The following is a 15048-nucleotide window of genomic DNA, read 5'->3' on the forward strand; positions in this document are numbered from 1 at the left end:
TCAGACCGACCCGACCGGGACGCCCGGGGGCACCGGTGCCATCCGCGCTGTGAACGCCATGCCTGGCACCATAGCTTGCCCCCGGGGCGGTGGCTAAGGTCTGACGTGCGGTAGATCGACGGACACGAGGGAGGACCTGTGGACCCCACGGCGGAACTCGCGGTGATCGGCGGTTCGGGGCTCTACGCGTTGCTCGACGGCGCGACCGAGCACGAGGTGGAGACGCCCTACGGGCCGCCGTCCGACGCCGTCACGATTGCCGAGGTGGGCGGCCGGCGGGTGGCGTTCCTGCCCCGCCACGGCCGGGACCACCGCCACCCACCGCACCTGATCCCCTACCGGGCCAACCTCTGGGCGCTGCGCTCCCTCGGCGTACGCCAGGTGCTCGCCCCCTGCGCCGTGGGCGGCCTGCGGCCGGATCTCGGTCCGGGCACGTTCGTGGTGCCGGACCAACTGGTCGACCGCACCAGCGGGCGGGTGCAGACCTACTACGACCGGGGCGCGGTGCACGTCTCCTTCGCCGACCCGTACTGCCCGACCGGCCGCCGTACGCTGCTCGCCGCCGCGGCCAGCCGGGACGTGCCGGCGGTGGACGGCGGGACGGTGGTGGTGGTCGAGGGCCCACGCTTCTCCACCCGCGCCGAGTCGCGGTGGTACGCCTCGATCGGCGGCACGGTGGTCAACATGACGGGCCATCCGGAGGCGGTGCTGGCCCGCGAACTGGCCCTCTGCTACTCCTCGATCGCCCTGGTCACCGACCTCGACGCGGGCGTGGAGGGCGGCGGCGCGGTGACGCAGGAGGAGGTGTTCCGGGTCTTCGGGGAGAACACCGACCGGCTGCGCGGCCTGCTGCTGGAGGCCGTCGCCGCGCTGCCGACCGAGCGGGACTGCGCCTGCGGGAGCGCGCTGGACGGCATCACCCTTCCCTTCGCGCTGCCCTGAGGCGAAAGGCCCGGGTCGCCCGACCTGCCCCGATAGATTGGGGGGCGATGGCAACGGTCCGCGACACCACGTACGACCTGCTCCGTGCCCTCGGCCTGACCACCGTCTTCGGCAACCCGGGCTCCACCGAGGAGCCGTTCCTGCGGGACTTCCCGGACGACTTCCACTACGTGCTCGCCCTGCACGAGGCGTCGGCCGTGGGCATGGCGGACGGCTACGCGCAGGCCACCGGCCGGCCGGCACACGTCAACCTGCACACCGCCCCGGGCACGGGCAACGGCATGGGCAACCTGGTCACCGCGTGGCACAACCGCACCCCGCTGATCGTCACCGCCGGCCAGCAGACCCGGGAGATGCTGCTGACCGAGCCCCGGCTGACCAGCCGGCGGGCCACCGAGCTGCCCCAGCCGTACGTGAAGTGGAGCCACGAGCCGGTCCGCGCGCAGGACGTCCCGGCGGCGCTGATGCGGGCGTACGCGACGGCGGTGCAGCCGCCCGCCGGGCCGGTCTTCCTCTCGCTGCCCCTCGACGACTGGGCGCAGCCGGCCGACCCCCCGCCGCCGGTGCGGACGGTGGCGACCCGGTTCGCTCCCGACCCGCGCCGGCTGCGCGAGTTCGCCGCCGTGCTGGCCGCCAGCCGCGCGCCCGCGTTGGTGCTCGGCGCGGCCGTGGACCGGGCCGACGGCTGGCCCGCCGCCGTGGCGCTGGCGGAGCGGCTCGCCGCGCCGGTCTGGTCGGCCCCCGCCCCGGAGCGGGCCGCCTTCCCCGAGGACCACCCGCACTTCCGGGGGGTGCTCCCCTTCGCGATCGGGCCGCTCTCCGAGGCGCTGGACGGCCACGACACCGTGCTGGTGGTGGGGGCGCCGGTGTTCCGCTACTACCCGCACGTGCCGGGCGACCACCTGCCCGCCGGGGCCCGCCTGCTGCACGTCACCGACGACCCGGACGAGGCGGCCCGGGCCCCCGTGGGCGACAGCCTGCTCGGCGACGCCGGGCTGGCCCTGACCGCCCTGGTCGACCTGCTCCCGGCGGCGGACCGGCCGGCGCCGCCGGCGCGCCCCGACCCGCCCCCGCCGGCGGACGGGCTGCCACTGGCCCCGGACGCCCTCTTCGCGGCTCTGGCCCGGCACTGGCCCGCCGACGGCATCCTCGTCCAGGAGTCGCCCTCGAACCTGCCGGCGCTGCGTCGCCGGCTGCGCAGCACCCGCCCCGGGTCGTACTTCACGATGGCCAGCGGCGGTCTCGGGTACGGCCTGCCGGCGGCGGTCGGCATCGCGCTCGCGCAGCGCGACACCGGCCGCGGCCGGCCGGTGGTCGCGGTCATCGGCGACGGCTCGTTCCACTACTCCGTGCAGGCGCTCTGGACCGCCGCGCGGCTGCGCCTGCCGCTGGTCGTCGTGGTGCCGGTCAACCAGCAGTACGCCATCCTGAAGGCATTCGCCGACTTCAAGGACACGCCGGGGGTGCCCGGGCTGGACCTGCCCGGGCTGGACATCACCGCGATCGCCCGCGGTTACGGCTGCGCGGCCACCGTCGCGGAGACGCCGGAGCAGTTCGGCGAGGCCCTGACCGCCGGACTGCGCGCGGACGGCCCGACGGTGCTGCCGGTGCCGGTCAGCACGGAGGTCCCCCGGCTCCTGTGAGCGCTCCGGCTGCGTCCGCCTCGCCTTCGAGGACGCCGCCACCATCCACCGACCTCGCACGCCCTGTCGAGCTGATGTCGCAGACGATTCAGCTCGACACGGCCCACCCGAACCTCACCCCGGCAGCACGTCAACGGGTGCGCCGGCAGCAGGCCGCCGGGTTCGGCCGGTCACTGCCCGCTCCCGATCGGTCAGGTCGTCGCGAGCCGCAGCGGCGCGCCGGTCAGCACGTCGAGGACCGGCCGGCCGCCCAGCGGCGCCTTCAGCGTGGCGGTGACCGGTTCGATCTTCAGCATCGCGGTGCACACCCCCGTGGCGGTGACCACGCTGCCGCCCACCACCACGACGTCGTCGCGTTCCTGCACCAGCGGCGTGATCCCGGTGTCGCAGCTGCCCACGCCGAGCCGCCAGGTCAGCTCCGCGCCGTCCACGGACTGGACGTCCTGGGCGCCGACCACGCCCTCCGGGGCCGGGCGGGCCGGCGGGGCGGGCTCGGGCGGGGCGGTGACGGCCTGCGGCGCCACGGCGAGCCGGGCCACCGGCGCGGCGAGTTCCTCGACGGTGAAGAGCCACGCCGGCACCTGCGCCTCGCCCCGGCTGGTGCGCACCGGCGCGGTGCCCAGCTTCACGGCCGTGACCGTCAGCGGGACGCAGGCGGTCTGCGGGGCGCTGCTCACCGGGCCGTCGGGCCCCGGCTCGATGGTGGGACCGCCACCGGGGAGCTTCGGCCCGGCGGGATCCTTGGGGCGTCCGGGGCACGGCGGCGGCTCCCCCCGGTCGAGCTGCCCGTACGCGGTGGCGGCGTCGACGAGCGGGACGGTCAGCGTGCCGTCCGGGAACCGGATGGTGCCGTCGGCGGGCTTCGCCTCCGGCAGGGCGACCTGGTCGCGGTACCAGCCGCTGTGGAAGGCGACCTTGGTCTCCTCGGTGAAGCCCGGGTCGCCGACCAGCACCGTCGGGTCCTGTAACGGCACGTAACCGGACTTCCACGCCGGAAGCGGTCGCCACGCGTCGGCCACCTCGGTGGCCCGTTGGGCGAAGGCGTCCCGGCGCGGGTCGGAGTCGCCCGGGCCGTCGGCCGGGTCGGAGCCGGCCGGCGCGCACCCGGCGACGATCATCAACAGCGGAAGGCCCAGCAGGGCGGCGGTACGGCGCATGTCGGTTGGACGCCGGTACGCCCACGCCGGTTCCCGCCGTCAGGTCTCCCCGCCCAGATCCGTCTCGTACGCCTCCCAGAGCAGGTCCGCGCCGCGCTGCCGGTGCCGGGCGAGGGCCCGCAGCAGGTGCGCGGCCAGGTCGAGAAGGTCGTCGACCGCGGCGTCCGGCGCCTCCGCGGCCTGCTGGAGGGCGCTCAGCGCGGCGGCGATGGCGACGTGCTCGTGGGCCAGCAGCCGCACCCCGCGTTCCAGCCGGGGTGCCTGGCCGAGCAGTTCGGCGTAGAGGCCGGCGGGTCCCTCGGTGGCCCGGACGTGCTCCGCGAAGCCCCGTCGCACGGGTCCCAGCCCGGCGAGGAAGCGTTCCCGCCAGCGCGGTTCGGCCGGCGCGACGGCCAGGGTCCGGGCGAGCGGGTGCAGGTCCCCGAGCGGGGTGACGGGGGGCCGGCGCGCGGCGGGCGGCCGGAGCCCCCCGGAGAGGGTGGGCGGCTGCTGGATCGGACCGGTGACCATGGGCACCTCCCGCGTCGCGTCTGACCGCGTACAGCGATGGTGGACCCGCCGCGTCCGCCCTGTCCAGAGGCGGGGCGGCCTCATCCGTCCCGGCTGCCCCGTCCGTCCCAGGCGGCCCACCGGCCCCGGAGACGGCGATGCGCCCCGGTCCGGTGGACCGGGGCGCATCGTCTGGTGGTGGAGGTGCCGGGAATCGAACCCGGGTCCTTCGCCGGTTTGTCAGGGCTTCTCCGAGCGCAGCTCGCTATGCCTCTACTCGGCCCCACCGCTCACGCGAGCGAGTTGGTGTGACGGGCCCAGTCGCTGATTGATCTCGCCGCACGGACCCCGCGACCGGGTCCGATTGGCCAGCCTTCTAGCTGATGCCGGCTAACTGGGTCGAAGGCGCTCCCAGGCCGACAGACTCACTACTCGCCTCAGGCGGCGAGAGCGAAGTCAGCGCGATTGTTCTTGGCGCTTATTGGTTTCCGACGAACGATTCTCGAGACGACGTCGGCTTCCTCGGCTCGCTTCCCCTGCCGCAACGTACGAAGTCGAAACCAGTCACCCCCTCGACAGGCCGCCGATGTGGCGGCACTGACAAGCGTAACGCCTGCCGCAACGGGTTTCATCCCGAGCCCCGGGGGCGGCGAGCCGACCGGGACGAATGCGACAACTCAGTCGTCCATTCCCTTGCCGCGCCGGCCGGCGACCCGGGCGATCTCCCGGTCCGCGTCCCGCTTGGCGAGGTCCTGCCGCTTGTCGTACGACTTCTTGCCCTTCGCCAGGGCGATCTCCACCTTCGCCCAGCCGTCGGAGAAGTAGACCTGCAGCGGCACCATGGTCAGGCCGCCCTCGCGGGTCTTGCCGATCAGCCGGTCGATCTCCAGCCGCTTGAGCAGCAGCTTGCGGGTCCGCCGGGGCTCGTGGTTGGTCCACGTGCCCTGCGTGTACTCGGGGATGTGCATCCCGTGCAGGTAGAGCTCGCCGTTGCGCTCCTGCGCGAACGCGTCGACCAGCGACGCGCGCCCGGCCCGCAACGACTTGACCTCGGTGCCGGTCAGCGCCATGCCCGCCTCGTAGGTGTCGAGGATCGAGTAGTCGTGCCGGGCCTTCTTGTTGGAGGCGACGACCTTGCGTCCCTTTTCCCGTGGCATCGGCGCCACCCCCTTCCGGTGATCCGCGCCGGACGTGACCGGCCGCGGGGCGGGGATCATGCTACCCGAACGACAAGGACCCTCCCGCGCCGTTTATTCCTGGCGCGGAAGGGCCCTGTCGAGCCGTACGGGCGTCAGACCCGCAGGTAGAAGCGGAGCGTGACCCAGGCGGTGACCGCGCTGACCAGGCCGCCGACGCCGGCCATCAGCGGGAACATGAACAGGATGTCGCCCCAGCTCACCGGCGAGAGCAGGCCCTGCAAGGCCTGCAACGACCCGTCGAAGAGCAGGTACTTCGCCGCGATCAGGGCCACCAGGCCGAGCAGCGAGCCGATCAGGCCGGCGACCACGGCCTCCAGCACGAACGGCGCCTGGATGAACCAGTTCGACGCGCCGACCAGCTTCATGACCGCGACCTCACGCCGTTTGCTGTACGCCGCCACCTGGATCGTGTTGGCGACCAGGAGCAGCGCGGCGACGGCCATCACGATCGCGGCGGCCAGGGCGATGTTCTGGATCGAGGTGAGGATGTCGAAGATCTTGTCCAGCAGCCGGCTCTGGTCGACGATCTCGTCGACGCCCTCGGTGTCCTTGTACTGGTCGTAGATGCTCTTGTACTGCTCCGGGTTGTTCAGCGTGAGCCGGAACGATTCGGGCAGGCTGTCCGCCTTGACGGCGCTGAGCAGGTCCGGCGCGTCCTGGAACATCTCCTGGAAGCGCTTGTACGCCTCGTCCTTGTTGACGTAGAGGCTCTCCTTGACCAGCGGGTCGGCCTCCAGCTTGGCGGCCAGCGCGTCACGCTGCTCGGGGCTCACCTCCTGGTCGAGGAAGATCGAGACCTGGATGTTCTTGTAGTAGAGGTCCTTCATGTCGTCGACCTGGCGGTACATGAGACCGCTGGCGCCGAGCATGGTCAGCGAGACCGCCATCGTAATGATCATCGCGATGGTCATGGTCACGTTGCGCCACAGTCCGACCAGTACCTCGGACAGGACGTATTTCACGCGCATCGGGATTTCCTCCGGGTCTCCGGCATGAGGTGTTCGTCGTCAGGCTGCGCAGGGGTGGCGTCGGCTCAGCCGTAGACGCCGCGGGCCTGGTCGCGCACGATGCGGCCACTCTCGATCTCGATGACCCGGCGGCGCATCTGGTTCACGATGTTGGAGTCGTGCGTGACCATCACGACGGTCGTGCCGGTGCGGTTGATCCGGTCCAGCAGGCGCATGATCTCGATCGAGGTGTCCGGGTCCAGGTTTCCGGTCGGCTCGTCCGCGAGCAGGATCAACGGACGGTTCACGAACGCCCGGGCGACGGCGACCCGCTGCTGCTCACCACCGGAGAGCTCGTGCGGGTAGCGGTGCTCCTTGCCACCGAGCCCGACCAGCTCCAGAACCTCCGGCACGACCCGGCGGGCGACCGCCTTGGTCTTGCCGATCACCTCGAGGGCGAACGCCACGTTCTCGTACGCGGTGCGGTTCGGCAGCAGCCGGAAGTCCTGGAACACGCAGCCGATGGAACGCCGGAAGTGGGGTCGCTTCCAGGAACGCATCGACGTGACGTCCTTGCTGTTGACGACGACCCGCCCCTTGTTGGGCGAGACCTCGTGCAGCAGCAACTTGATGATGGTGGACTTGCCGGAGCCGGATGGACCGATGAAGAAGACGAACTCGCCCTTTTCGATCGAGACGGACACGTTGTCGAGCGAAGGCCGGGACGCCTTCGGGTACGTCTTCGTCACTTGCTCAAGCTGAATCACGGGTGGTGAGTCTACGCGGTGTAACCGAGGAGCCAAGTGCCACGCCCCGCCGTTGCGCGGCGCGTCATCCAATTCGGGCGTACCGGGGAGATCGACGACGCGCTCCGCCCACGGTCGATCACGCAGCGTCGCCCGCGAGCTGCTGCTGCTTGCGCCACCGGATGCCCGCCTCGAGGAACTTGTCCAGGTCGCCGTCGAAGACCGCGGTCGGATTGCCCGTCTCCTGCTCGGTCCGGAGATCCTTCACCATCTGGTACGGGTGCAGGACGTACGAGCGCATCTGGTCGCCCCACGAGCCGGCGGCGTCCGTCTTCAGGCCCTGCATCTTGGCCTGCTCCTCCTGGCGCTTGCGCTCCAGCAGGCGGGCCTGGAGCACCCGCAGCGCGGACGCCTTGTTCTGCAGCTGGGACTTCTCGTTCTGGCAGGTGACCACGATGCCGGTCGGGATGTGCGTGATCCGCACGGCGGAGTCGGTGGTGTTGACGCTCTGCCCGCCCGGACCGGAGGAGCGGTAGACGTCGATCCGCATCTCGTTCTCGGGGATCTCGATGCTGTCGGTCTGCTCCACCACGGGCAGCACCTCGACGCCGGCGAAGCTGGTCTGCCGGCGACCCTGGTTGTCGAAGGGGCTGATCCGCACCAGCCGGTGGGTGCCGGACTCGACGCTGAGCGTGCCGTACGCGTAGGGCACCTTCACCGTGAAGGTGGCCGACTTCAGGCCCGCCTCCTCGGCGTAGGAGGTCTCGTAGACCTCCGTCGGGTAGCCGTGCCGCTCGGCCCAGCGCAGGTACATCCGCAGCAGCATCTCGGCGAAGTCCGCCGCGTCCACGCCGCCGGCGCCGGCCCGGATGGCGACGAGCGCCTCCCGGGAGTCGTACTCGCCGGAGAGCAGGGTGCGGACCTCCATCTCCTCGATGGCCTTGCCCAGCCCGGCGATCTCCGTCTGGACCTCGACGAGCACCCCGGGGTCGGATTCCGCCTCGGCCAGCTCCAGCAACACCTTGGCGTCGTCGAGCCGGGAGCGGAGGCTGCCGAGCTTGCTGATCTCGCCGTTGACGTACGACAACTGCGAGGTCACCTGCTGGGCCTTCGCCTGGTCGTCCCACAGGTCGGGCGCGGAGGCCTCCTGCTCCAGGCGGTCCTTGTCCTCGCGCAGCCGGTCGATGTCGAGCACCGCCTCGATGTTGCGCAGGGTGGCGTCGAGGTCCTTGAGCTGTTCGGCGTAATCGGCAGCGGTCACGACAGACAAGGGTACTGCGCGGGCGAGGAGTGAGCTTGCGAGCCCCGCAGTCCCGAGCCAAAAAGGTGCAGCTGGGGCGAGCAGCGGACCCGTGGGGCGACGCCGATCAGCCGACCGGGGCACTCTTCAGCCAGGTCAGGGCGGCCTTGTGGTAGGCGACGGCGAACTCCAGCGCGCTGGCGTCGTACGCGTCGCCCTCCTTCTTGGCGTTCTTGACCTGCTCGCGGACCTTGGCCAGGGCCTCGGTGTGGTATTCGTTGGCCGCGGCCTGGAGGTTCTTGAGCTGGCTGGCCGAGTGCAGCTCGCCGAAGGCGATCCGCAGGGCGATCGGGTTACGGATGGTGTCCCGCCCCGGCTCCTCCGCCAGCCACCGGGAAAATGTCCGTTTTCCCGCTGCGGTGATCGCGTACGGCTGGCTGGAGCGCGGGCCGGGCTTGCCCATCCGGACCAGGCCCCGCTCGGCCAGGACCGGCAGCTCCCGGTAGACCTGACTGCGCGTCATCGACCAGTACGGCGCCAGCCGGCGCTCGGCGGCGGCCATCAACTGGCCACCTGTCATGGGGCCCTCGTGGAGCAGCCCGAGCAGGGCCGCCGCCGTAGGGTTGACTCCGGAATCCGCCATGCCCCTCACGCTGCCACTTTGCCGACGCGGCGTCCAGGATTTGGCATTTTCGCCACCCGGTCGGGTTCCTATGTGCACTGTCGGCGCGAGACAGTCCGCCGGGGAGGGGCGGAAGGTGTCCCCCGGGGAGTCGCGGGACACCCTCGCCGGGGCGGTCACAGCCGGCTGCGCAGCTCCCACAGCTCCGGGTAGAACCGGGTCTCCACGCGGGAGCGCAGGTACGCCCCGCCGGCCGAGCCCCCGGTGCCGGGCTTCGTGCCGATCTGCCGCTCGGCCATCAGCACGTGCCGGGCCCGCCACAGCGAGAACGCCTGGTCGTGGGCGACCAGCGCCTCCGCGAGGTCCCACAGCGGCCCGAACCGCTCCCGGTCCCCGGCGATCGTGGCGTACGCCGCGAAGCGCGCCTCCTCGTCGGCGACGTCGAAGCCGGCCCGACCCAGCACGGCCAGGAAGCCGTCCCAGAGGCTCGGCTCGGCCAGCCGCCGCTCCAACCGCTCCCGCTCGGCGTCGGGCAGGCCCCGGAAGCGGCGCAGGTAGTCCGGGTCCTTGAGGCCGGAGAGGAACTCGATCTCGCGGAACTGGGCGGACTGGAAGCCCGAGGCCGGGGCGAGCTTGGTGCGGAAGGCCAGGAAGTCCTGCGGGGTCATCGTGTCGATCACGTCGACCTGACCGATCAGGACCCGTTCCACCACGTGGCAGCGCTCCAGCCGCACCCGGGGCAGGTAGGTCTCGCCGGCCAGCAGCCGGTCCCGGGCGTCGGTCAGCTCCGCGAGCAGCAGCTTGAACCACAGCTCGTAGACCTGGTGGATGGTGATGAAGAGCAGCTCGTCGTGGGAGGCCGGGTCGGACTCCGGCACCTGCGCGGCCAGCAGGTCGGCCAGCCGCAGGTAGTCGGTGTAGGTGAGCAGGCCACCCTGCTCGCCGAAGTGGGGATCCTGCGCGGGGGTGGGGTGGGTCACAGCGGCCACGGTACCGCCGCCCGGCCGCCCTCGCCTCTCCCGCTGCGGGCGCGCGGAAGGGCCCCCTCCCATCGACGGGAGGGGGCCCTTCCACACGCCTCAGCCCATGTGGGGGTACGTGTGGTCGGTCGGCGCGACGAAGGTCTCCTTGATCGTCCGGGGCGACATCCACCGGACGAGGTTGTGCCAGGAGCCGGCCTTGTCGTTGGTGCCGCTGGCCCGGGCTCCGCCGAAGGGCTGCTGCCCGACCACCGCGCCGGTCGGCTTGTCGTTGATGTAGAAGTTGCCGGCGGCGTACCGCATCTTCTCGGCCACCGCGTCGACCACCCGGCGGTCCGTCGCGAAGATCGACCCGGTCAGGGCGTACGGCGCGATCGACTCGGCCTGGCCGACCACGTCGTCGAAGCGGCCGTCGTCGAAGACGTGCACGCCGAGGATCGGCCCGAAGTACTCGGTGGTGAACGTCTCGTGCGCCGCGTCGGTGCACTCGAAGAGCGTCGGCCGGACGAAGTACCCCACCGAGTCGTCGGCGGTGCCACCGGCGAGGACCCGGCAGGCGTCGTCGCCGGCGATCAGCTCCAGCGCGGCCGTGTGCCGGTCGAACGCCCTGGCGTCGATCACCGCGCCGCCGAAGTTGCCGAAGTCGGTGACGTCGCCGTAGGTGAGCGACTCCGCGGTGGCGGCGAGCCGGTCGCGCAGCCCGCCCTCCCACAGCGAGCGCGGGACGTACGCCCGGGACGCCGCCGAGCACTTCTGGCCCTGGTACTCGTAGGCGCCCCGGATCAGGGCGGTGTGCAGGGCGTCGACGTCGGCGCTCGTGTGCGCGACGACGAAGTCCTTGCCGCCGGTCTCGCCGACCAGCCGGGGGTAGCCGCGGTAGCGGGAGATGTTCTCGCCGACGGTCCGCCACAGGTGCTGGAAGACCTTGGTGGAGCCGGTGAAGTGGATGCCGGCCAGGTCCGGGTCGGCGACCACGACGTCGGAGACCTCCTCGCCGCGCCCGGTGACCATGTTGATCACGCCGGGCGGCAGGCCGGCCGCCTCGAAGAGGCGCATGGTGAAGTGCGCGGCGAACTGCTGGGTCGGGCCCGGCTTCCAGACCACGGTGTTGCCCAGCAGGGCCGGCGCCGAGGGCAGGTTGCCGGCGATGGCCGTGAAGTTGAACGGGGTGACCGCGTAGACGAAGCCCTCCAGCGGGCGGTGGTCGAAGCGGTTCCACACCCCCGGCGACGACATCGGCTGCGCCTCCAGCAGCTCCCGCGCGAAGTGCACGTTGAACCGGAGGAAGTCGATGAACTCGCAGGCCGCGTCGATCTCGGCCTGGATCACGGTCTTCGACTGGCCGAGCATGGTGGCGGCGTTCAGCGTGTCCCGCCAGGGGCCGGCGAGCAGCTCGGCGGCGCGCAGGAAGATCGCGGCCCGCTCCTCGAACGGCAGGGCCCGCCACATCGGGGCGGCGTCCTTGGCGGCCTTCACCGCGGCGCGGGCGTCGTCGTGGGTGGCGTGCGCGGTGACGCCGAGCACGTGCGCGTGCCGGTGCGGCTGCACCACGTCGATCGACTCGCCGCCGGCCATCCGCTGCTCACCGGCGATGGTCATCGGCAGGTCGATCCGCTCGGCGGCCAGCTCGGTCAGCCGCCGCTGGAGCCGTTCCCGGTCGGCACTGCCAGGCTCGTAGTTGCGCACCGGTTCGTTGCGCGGCTCGGGTACGGAGAACACGGCGTCCATCAAGGCTCCTGGCGATCTCGACAGCGGTGGCGAAACCGGACCCGCGGGCACCGGCCGGACGGCCGGCGCCGACGCCACGCCGGGTTGACCGGTCGGGGCTGCGGGACCTCCCCCGATTCTTCCACGACCCACCCCCGCCGCCGCCCCACCCATGCCCGTCGCCTCGGCCCTCCCGTCGGCCCCACGACCGGGTCCGTCGATCAGGGGTCCTCCCTCCGGGAACGGCGGGCTGGTGACCCGATGCCCTCGATCGACAGTCGGGGCGGTGGGGGCGTGGGGCGGGCGACGGGGGGTGGGGGTGGCGGACGCGTACGCTGGGTGGCCGGTGAACTGCCGGCCCACCGGGGCCGGGCGTCCGTCGGAGGGAAGACGATGACCAAGCAGCCCGGCAGCTCCGCAGCCGCGGAGTCGGACCGGTCGGCGCCGGCCGCCGACGCGCACGACGGGCCGGCTCCCGCGCCCGCGCCCGGGGCGCCGGTGCTCGCGCTCCTGGCGCTCGGGTGGCTGGCCGCGATGCTCTGGTCGACCCGCGAGGTGATCAGCTCGGCGGCCGCCGGGCTCACCGCCATCAGCCTCTCCGCGTTCGCCCTGCCGGGGGTGATCTCGGCCGCGCTGGTCGCCGGCGCCGGCTTCGCGCTCCTCGGCGTCGACCTGCTCGCCCGCCGGGGCAGCGACCGGGTCACCCTGCGCTTCGTGGCGGCGATCGGCACCGGCCTGCTCGTCGGGCTCGCGGCCGCGTTCGCGATCAACCTGACGTACGCCGACAACGCGACCACCAACGTGATCGCCGGCACCACCGCCGCGGCGGCGACCATCGGCGGGGCCGTCGCCGGCGCCCGCAGCGGGCCCGTGGTCGGGGCCGTGGTGGCCGCCGCCCTCGGCACGCTGGTCTTCGTGGTGGCCTTCAGCCGGGCCCGCGACCCGCTCTTCGACCTGTTCGGCGGCGGTGACTCCCAGGAGTCGCTGCTCAGCGCGGCGAAGTGGGTGTCCCGCACCGAGTCGCTGCTCGCCGGCCTGGTGGCCGGGCTGCTGGCCTTCGCGTACCTGACCCTGGCCCGCCGTCGGGCCGCCCGGCGCGACGCGGCGGCGCCGGCGCTGCGCTGGCCCGCCTACCTGCTGGCCGGGGCCGGCCCGGGCCTGCTCCTGCTCGTCGCCGAGGTGATCATCCGGGTCGGCGGGCGGTCCCTGCTCGACCTGGCCGGGGCGCTGAGCGAGGCGGACGCGGTGGCCCAGACCTCGCTGGGCACCTCCCGGATGGACAACGGCATCTGGGTGCTCTTCGTCGGCGCCCTGACGGCGATGGTCGCCTTCGGCCGCACCCTGGGACCGGCCGACGCCGACGACGACGTCGACCCGGCCGAGGCCACGCCTACCCGCTGACCTCGGCACCGCCCGCCGCCGACGGCGGCGGGCGGGGGATCAGGAGGTGGCGCGCAGCAGCAGGTCCAGCTCGGTGACGTCGTACCACTCCAGCTCGTGGTCCTCGGCGCCGTCGACCGTGAACTGCGCGTCCGGGTCGCCGGCCAAGGCCTCGGTGACCACCTCCGCCGCGGCGGACACGTCCTCGACCGCGTCGGCGCCGTCCACGTGGACGGCCGCGACGGCGCGGACCGGCACGGGGTCGCTCAGCTCGACCGCGCTGGAGCCCAGCTCCCCGTCACCCCGGCCCACGGCCGAGGCGGGCAGGTCCACCGAGACGACAACCCGGCGGCGGGGCGCGTCGGGATCGGCCCGGAGCAACTGCAAGGCGTCCTGGGCGGCCCGGGTGAAGGCGACGTACTCCAGCTCCTCCTCGTCGCCCTCGGCGTACCACTCCCGCAGGGTGGGGGTCACGGCGTGCGCGGCGGCCACCGGCAGCCCGGGGCCGCGCAGGAGGGTCAGCATCGGGACGGTCGCCGGCACGTACACCCGGACAAGTTCCTCGGTCACCGGTCGTCTCCCCCGCTCAGGTCCTGCGCCGGCCTCCGCCGGTCCCGGCCGATCATGCCCTATGCCGTGACCGTCATACACCGCGCACCTTCCGGGCGGAAGCGTCCCGCCGGTGTGTCCCGGGGGCGTGTCGCCGCAGGTCGCGCCCCGGCGGCTGGGCCGCGTCGGTGGTCGGTGGCAAACTAAATCAAACGACGCCAACCCCGGGGGTTTTCGTGGAGCCGAGGTTCCTGCTGCTCTCCGACGTGGCCACCGAGCTGAACGTGTCGGACTCGCAGGTCTACCACATGGTGCGCAGCGGCGAACTGCCCGCGATCAAGATCGGCGGGCGGGGCCAGTGGCGGGTGGAACGCGCCCGGCTGGAGGAGTACATCGAGCGCAAGTACGCCGAGACGGCCGAGTGGGTGCGGAGCAACCCGCTAACCGAGCGCGACGCGGAGTAACTGGACCGACCCGCACAGGCATTGACCGCGTGCTGCGCCATGGCCGAGAATGGAGCTTGTCGAAGGCAAACGAAGGCAAACGTAGGAACAATGGGAGGTTCTCGGATGACCGACCCCCGCCGCCCCGGGCCGGCGCGACCTCCCGTCCGGCTGCGCCCCGCCCCCTCGTTCGAGCCCCCGTTCACCGACGACGACGCCGCCCACTGGCCGGCCCCCGGCCACGCCCAGCTCGTGCTCGACCTGTTCGAGCCGGCCCGGCGCGAGGCCGACCGGCCACCGGGCCGACCGCAGCGGCCGGCGCCGACCGGCCCCGCTCGGCGCCCCGCCGCCCCGCTGCCCCTGGGCGCGCTGGTGACCGCCACCCCCGAGGCGACCCGGGCGGCGCACCGCTTCGTCTGCACCTGCCTGGAGGTGCTCAACGGCTACCGCCCGCCCGGGCAGCTCAGACCGCTGCTCGACCCGGCGCGGGCGGCCACGCTGCTGCCCGAGCTGGCCCGCGCCACCGCCCGCTCCGGTCCGGTCCGCCGCCGGTCGACCCGGCCGGCCGTACGGCTGCGGCGGCTGCGGGTCTGCGAGCCGCGCGCCGCCGCCGTCGAGGTGGCCGCCGTGCTGGCCGGCGCGGGCGGGCGCACCTGGGCGATGGCGCTGCGCCTCGAGCACCGCCGGGGCAGCTGGCTCTGCACCGCCCTCCAGGTCCTCTGAGACGCAAGCGAGCCGCGGTCGGCGAACGACCGCGGCTCGACTGCTCCGGGCGGGCGCGCGCCCGCTCAACTACTGGTCACGCGCCGCCGTTGGGGGAGCCGTGGCACCGCTTGTACTTGCGGCCGGACCCGCACGGGCACGGCGCGTTGCGGGACGGGCCGTTGCCGGCCTCCGCCTGCCCCGGCGCCGCCCGCCGGGTGTCGCCGGCCGGGACGCCCGGGCCACGCAGGCCGGTCGCCGGTCGCTGCGGCGCCGCCGGAGCGGTCGTCCCCGGCGCGGCC

The 15048-nt window shown here is 73.1% G+C and carries 16 protein-coding genes and 1 other RNA gene; 5 read left to right on the forward strand and 12 right to left on the reverse strand.

Annotated elements, in window-relative coordinates:
* Positions 1-138: 138 nt before the first annotated feature.
* Positions 139-942 carry an S-methyl-5'-thioadenosine phosphorylase gene (locus AB0G13_RS02390; RefSeq protein ID WP_357867708.1) on the forward strand — a complete coding sequence of 268 codons (804 nt, stop codon included), beginning with the start codon at positions 139-141 and terminating at the stop codon, positions 940-942.
* Positions 943-989: 47 nt separating this feature from the next.
* On the forward strand, positions 990-2585 hold the full coding sequence (gene mdlC, locus AB0G13_RS02395) for a benzoylformate decarboxylase (protein ID WP_357867711.1): 1596 nt from the start codon (positions 990-992) through the stop codon (positions 2583-2585).
* Between the two features lie 191 nt (positions 2586-2776).
* Here the strand turns inward: mdlC and AB0G13_RS02400 are convergent, their stop codons facing one another.
* The 10 genes from AB0G13_RS02400 to pruA form a co-directional block, all read right to left on the reverse strand.
* Complete coding sequence (locus tag AB0G13_RS02400; RefSeq protein ID WP_357867714.1) at positions 2777-3742, reverse strand: hypothetical protein; 966 nt, start codon at positions 3740-3742, stop codon at positions 2777-2779.
* 39 nt (positions 3743-3781) lie between these two features.
* On the reverse strand, positions 3782-4252 hold the full coding sequence (locus AB0G13_RS02405; protein ID WP_357867717.1) for a hypothetical protein: 471 nt from the start codon (positions 4250-4252) through the stop codon (positions 3782-3784).
* A gap of 175 nt (positions 4253-4427) precedes the next feature.
* Positions 4428-4803: a transfer-messenger RNA gene (gene ssrA / locus AB0G13_RS02410) on the reverse strand.
* Between the two features lie 105 nt (positions 4804-4908).
* Complete coding sequence (gene smpB, locus AB0G13_RS02415; RefSeq protein WP_357867720.1) at positions 4909-5388, reverse strand: SsrA-binding protein SmpB; 480 nt, start codon at positions 5386-5388, stop codon at positions 4909-4911.
* A 134-nt stretch (positions 5389-5522) separates the two neighbouring features.
* Positions 5523-6398: a permease-like cell division protein FtsX gene (gene ftsX, locus AB0G13_RS02420; protein WP_357867723.1), complete on the reverse strand. Its 876-nt coding sequence runs from the start codon at positions 6396-6398 to the stop codon at positions 5523-5525.
* 65 nt (positions 6399-6463) lie between these two features.
* On the reverse strand, positions 6464-7144 hold the full coding sequence (gene ftsE, locus AB0G13_RS02425) for a cell division ATP-binding protein FtsE (protein WP_089001878.1): 681 nt from the start codon (positions 7142-7144) through the stop codon (positions 6464-6466).
* Positions 7145-7262: 118 nt separating this feature from the next.
* Entirely contained in the window at positions 7263-8384 is a 1122-nt protein-coding gene (gene prfB / locus AB0G13_RS02430) for a peptide chain release factor 2 (protein WP_357867726.1), read from the reverse strand.
* A gap of 106 nt (positions 8385-8490) precedes the next feature.
* A complete protein-coding gene (locus AB0G13_RS02435) occupies positions 8491-9006 on the reverse strand; it encodes a PadR family transcriptional regulator (protein ID WP_357867729.1) in 516 nt (171 codons plus the stop codon).
* A gap of 155 nt (positions 9007-9161) precedes the next feature.
* Entirely contained in the window at positions 9162-9965 is an 804-nt protein-coding gene (locus AB0G13_RS02440) for a tryptophan 2,3-dioxygenase family protein (protein ID WP_357867731.1), read from the reverse strand.
* A 99-nt stretch (positions 9966-10064) separates the two neighbouring features.
* Positions 10065-11693 carry an L-glutamate gamma-semialdehyde dehydrogenase gene (gene pruA / locus AB0G13_RS02445; RefSeq protein ID WP_357867734.1) on the reverse strand — a complete coding sequence of 543 codons (1629 nt, stop codon included), beginning with the start codon at positions 11691-11693 and terminating at the stop codon, positions 10065-10067.
* A gap of 372 nt (positions 11694-12065) precedes the next feature.
* On the opposite strand from pruA, the gene AB0G13_RS02450 reads away from it, so the two are divergent.
* Positions 12066-13073: a hypothetical protein gene (locus tag AB0G13_RS02450; protein WP_357867737.1), complete on the forward strand. Its 1008-nt coding sequence runs from the start codon at positions 12066-12068 to the stop codon at positions 13071-13073.
* A 39-nt stretch (positions 13074-13112) separates the two neighbouring features.
* On the opposite strand, the gene AB0G13_RS02455 is transcribed toward AB0G13_RS02450, so the two are convergent.
* Positions 13113-13622 (reverse strand): hypothetical protein, encoded by a 510-nt coding sequence (locus AB0G13_RS02455; RefSeq protein ID WP_357867740.1) that lies wholly within the window; start codon positions 13620-13622, stop codon positions 13113-13115.
* 215 nt (positions 13623-13837) lie between these two features.
* Here AB0G13_RS02455 and AB0G13_RS02460 point away from each other — a divergent pair, with 215 nt between their 5' ends.
* Both AB0G13_RS02460 and AB0G13_RS02465 read left to right on the forward strand, forming a co-directional pair.
* Complete coding sequence (locus AB0G13_RS02460) at positions 13838-14065, forward strand: helix-turn-helix domain-containing protein (protein ID WP_357867743.1); 228 nt, start codon at positions 13838-13840, stop codon at positions 14063-14065.
* 105 nt (positions 14066-14170) lie between these two features.
* Entirely contained in the window at positions 14171-14767 is a 597-nt protein-coding gene (locus AB0G13_RS02465; RefSeq protein ID WP_357867745.1) for an Rv3235 family protein, read from the forward strand.
* A gap of 76 nt (positions 14768-14843) precedes the next feature.
* Here the strand turns inward: AB0G13_RS02465 and AB0G13_RS02470 are convergent.
* On the reverse strand, positions 14844-15048 hold a 205-nt coding region (locus tag AB0G13_RS02470; RefSeq protein WP_357867748.1), incomplete at its 5' end, for an SEC-C metal-binding domain-containing protein.

The sequence above is a fragment of the Micromonospora sp. NPDC023633 genome, from assembly GCF_040640035.1.
Lineage (GTDB): Bacteria > Actinomycetota > Actinomycetes > Mycobacteriales > Micromonosporaceae > Micromonospora.

Coding starts and splice junctions, on each gene's coding strand:
- smpB (WP_357867720.1), bottom strand. CDS start 5,388: ATGCCACGGGAAAAGGGACGCAAGGTCGTCGCCTCCAACAAGAAGGCC.
- ftsX (WP_357867723.1), bottom strand. CDS start 6,398: ATGCGCGTGAAATACGTCCTGTCCGAGGTACTGGTCGGACTGTGGCGC.
- AB0G13_RS02400 (WP_357867714.1), bottom strand. CDS start 3,742: ATGCGCCGTACCGCCGCCCTGCTGGGCCTTCCGCTGTTGATGATCGTC.
- pruA (WP_357867734.1), bottom strand. CDS start 11,693: ATGGACGCCGTGTTCTCCGTACCCGAGCCGCGCAACGAACCGGTGCGC.
- AB0G13_RS02465 (WP_357867745.1), top strand. CDS start 14,171: ATGACCGACCCCCGCCGCCCCGGGCCGGCGCGACCTCCCGTCCGGCTG.
- AB0G13_RS02405 (WP_357867717.1), bottom strand. CDS start 4,252: ATGGTCACCGGTCCGATCCAGCAGCCGCCCACCCTCTCCGGGGGGCTC.
- mdlC (WP_357867711.1), top strand. CDS start 990: ATGGCAACGGTCCGCGACACCACGTACGACCTGCTCCGTGCCCTCGGC.
- AB0G13_RS02435 (WP_357867729.1), bottom strand. CDS start 9,006: ATGGCGGATTCCGGAGTCAACCCTACGGCGGCGGCCCTGCTCGGGCTG.
- AB0G13_RS02450 (WP_357867737.1), top strand. CDS start 12,066: ATGACCAAGCAGCCCGGCAGCTCCGCAGCCGCGGAGTCGGACCGGTCG.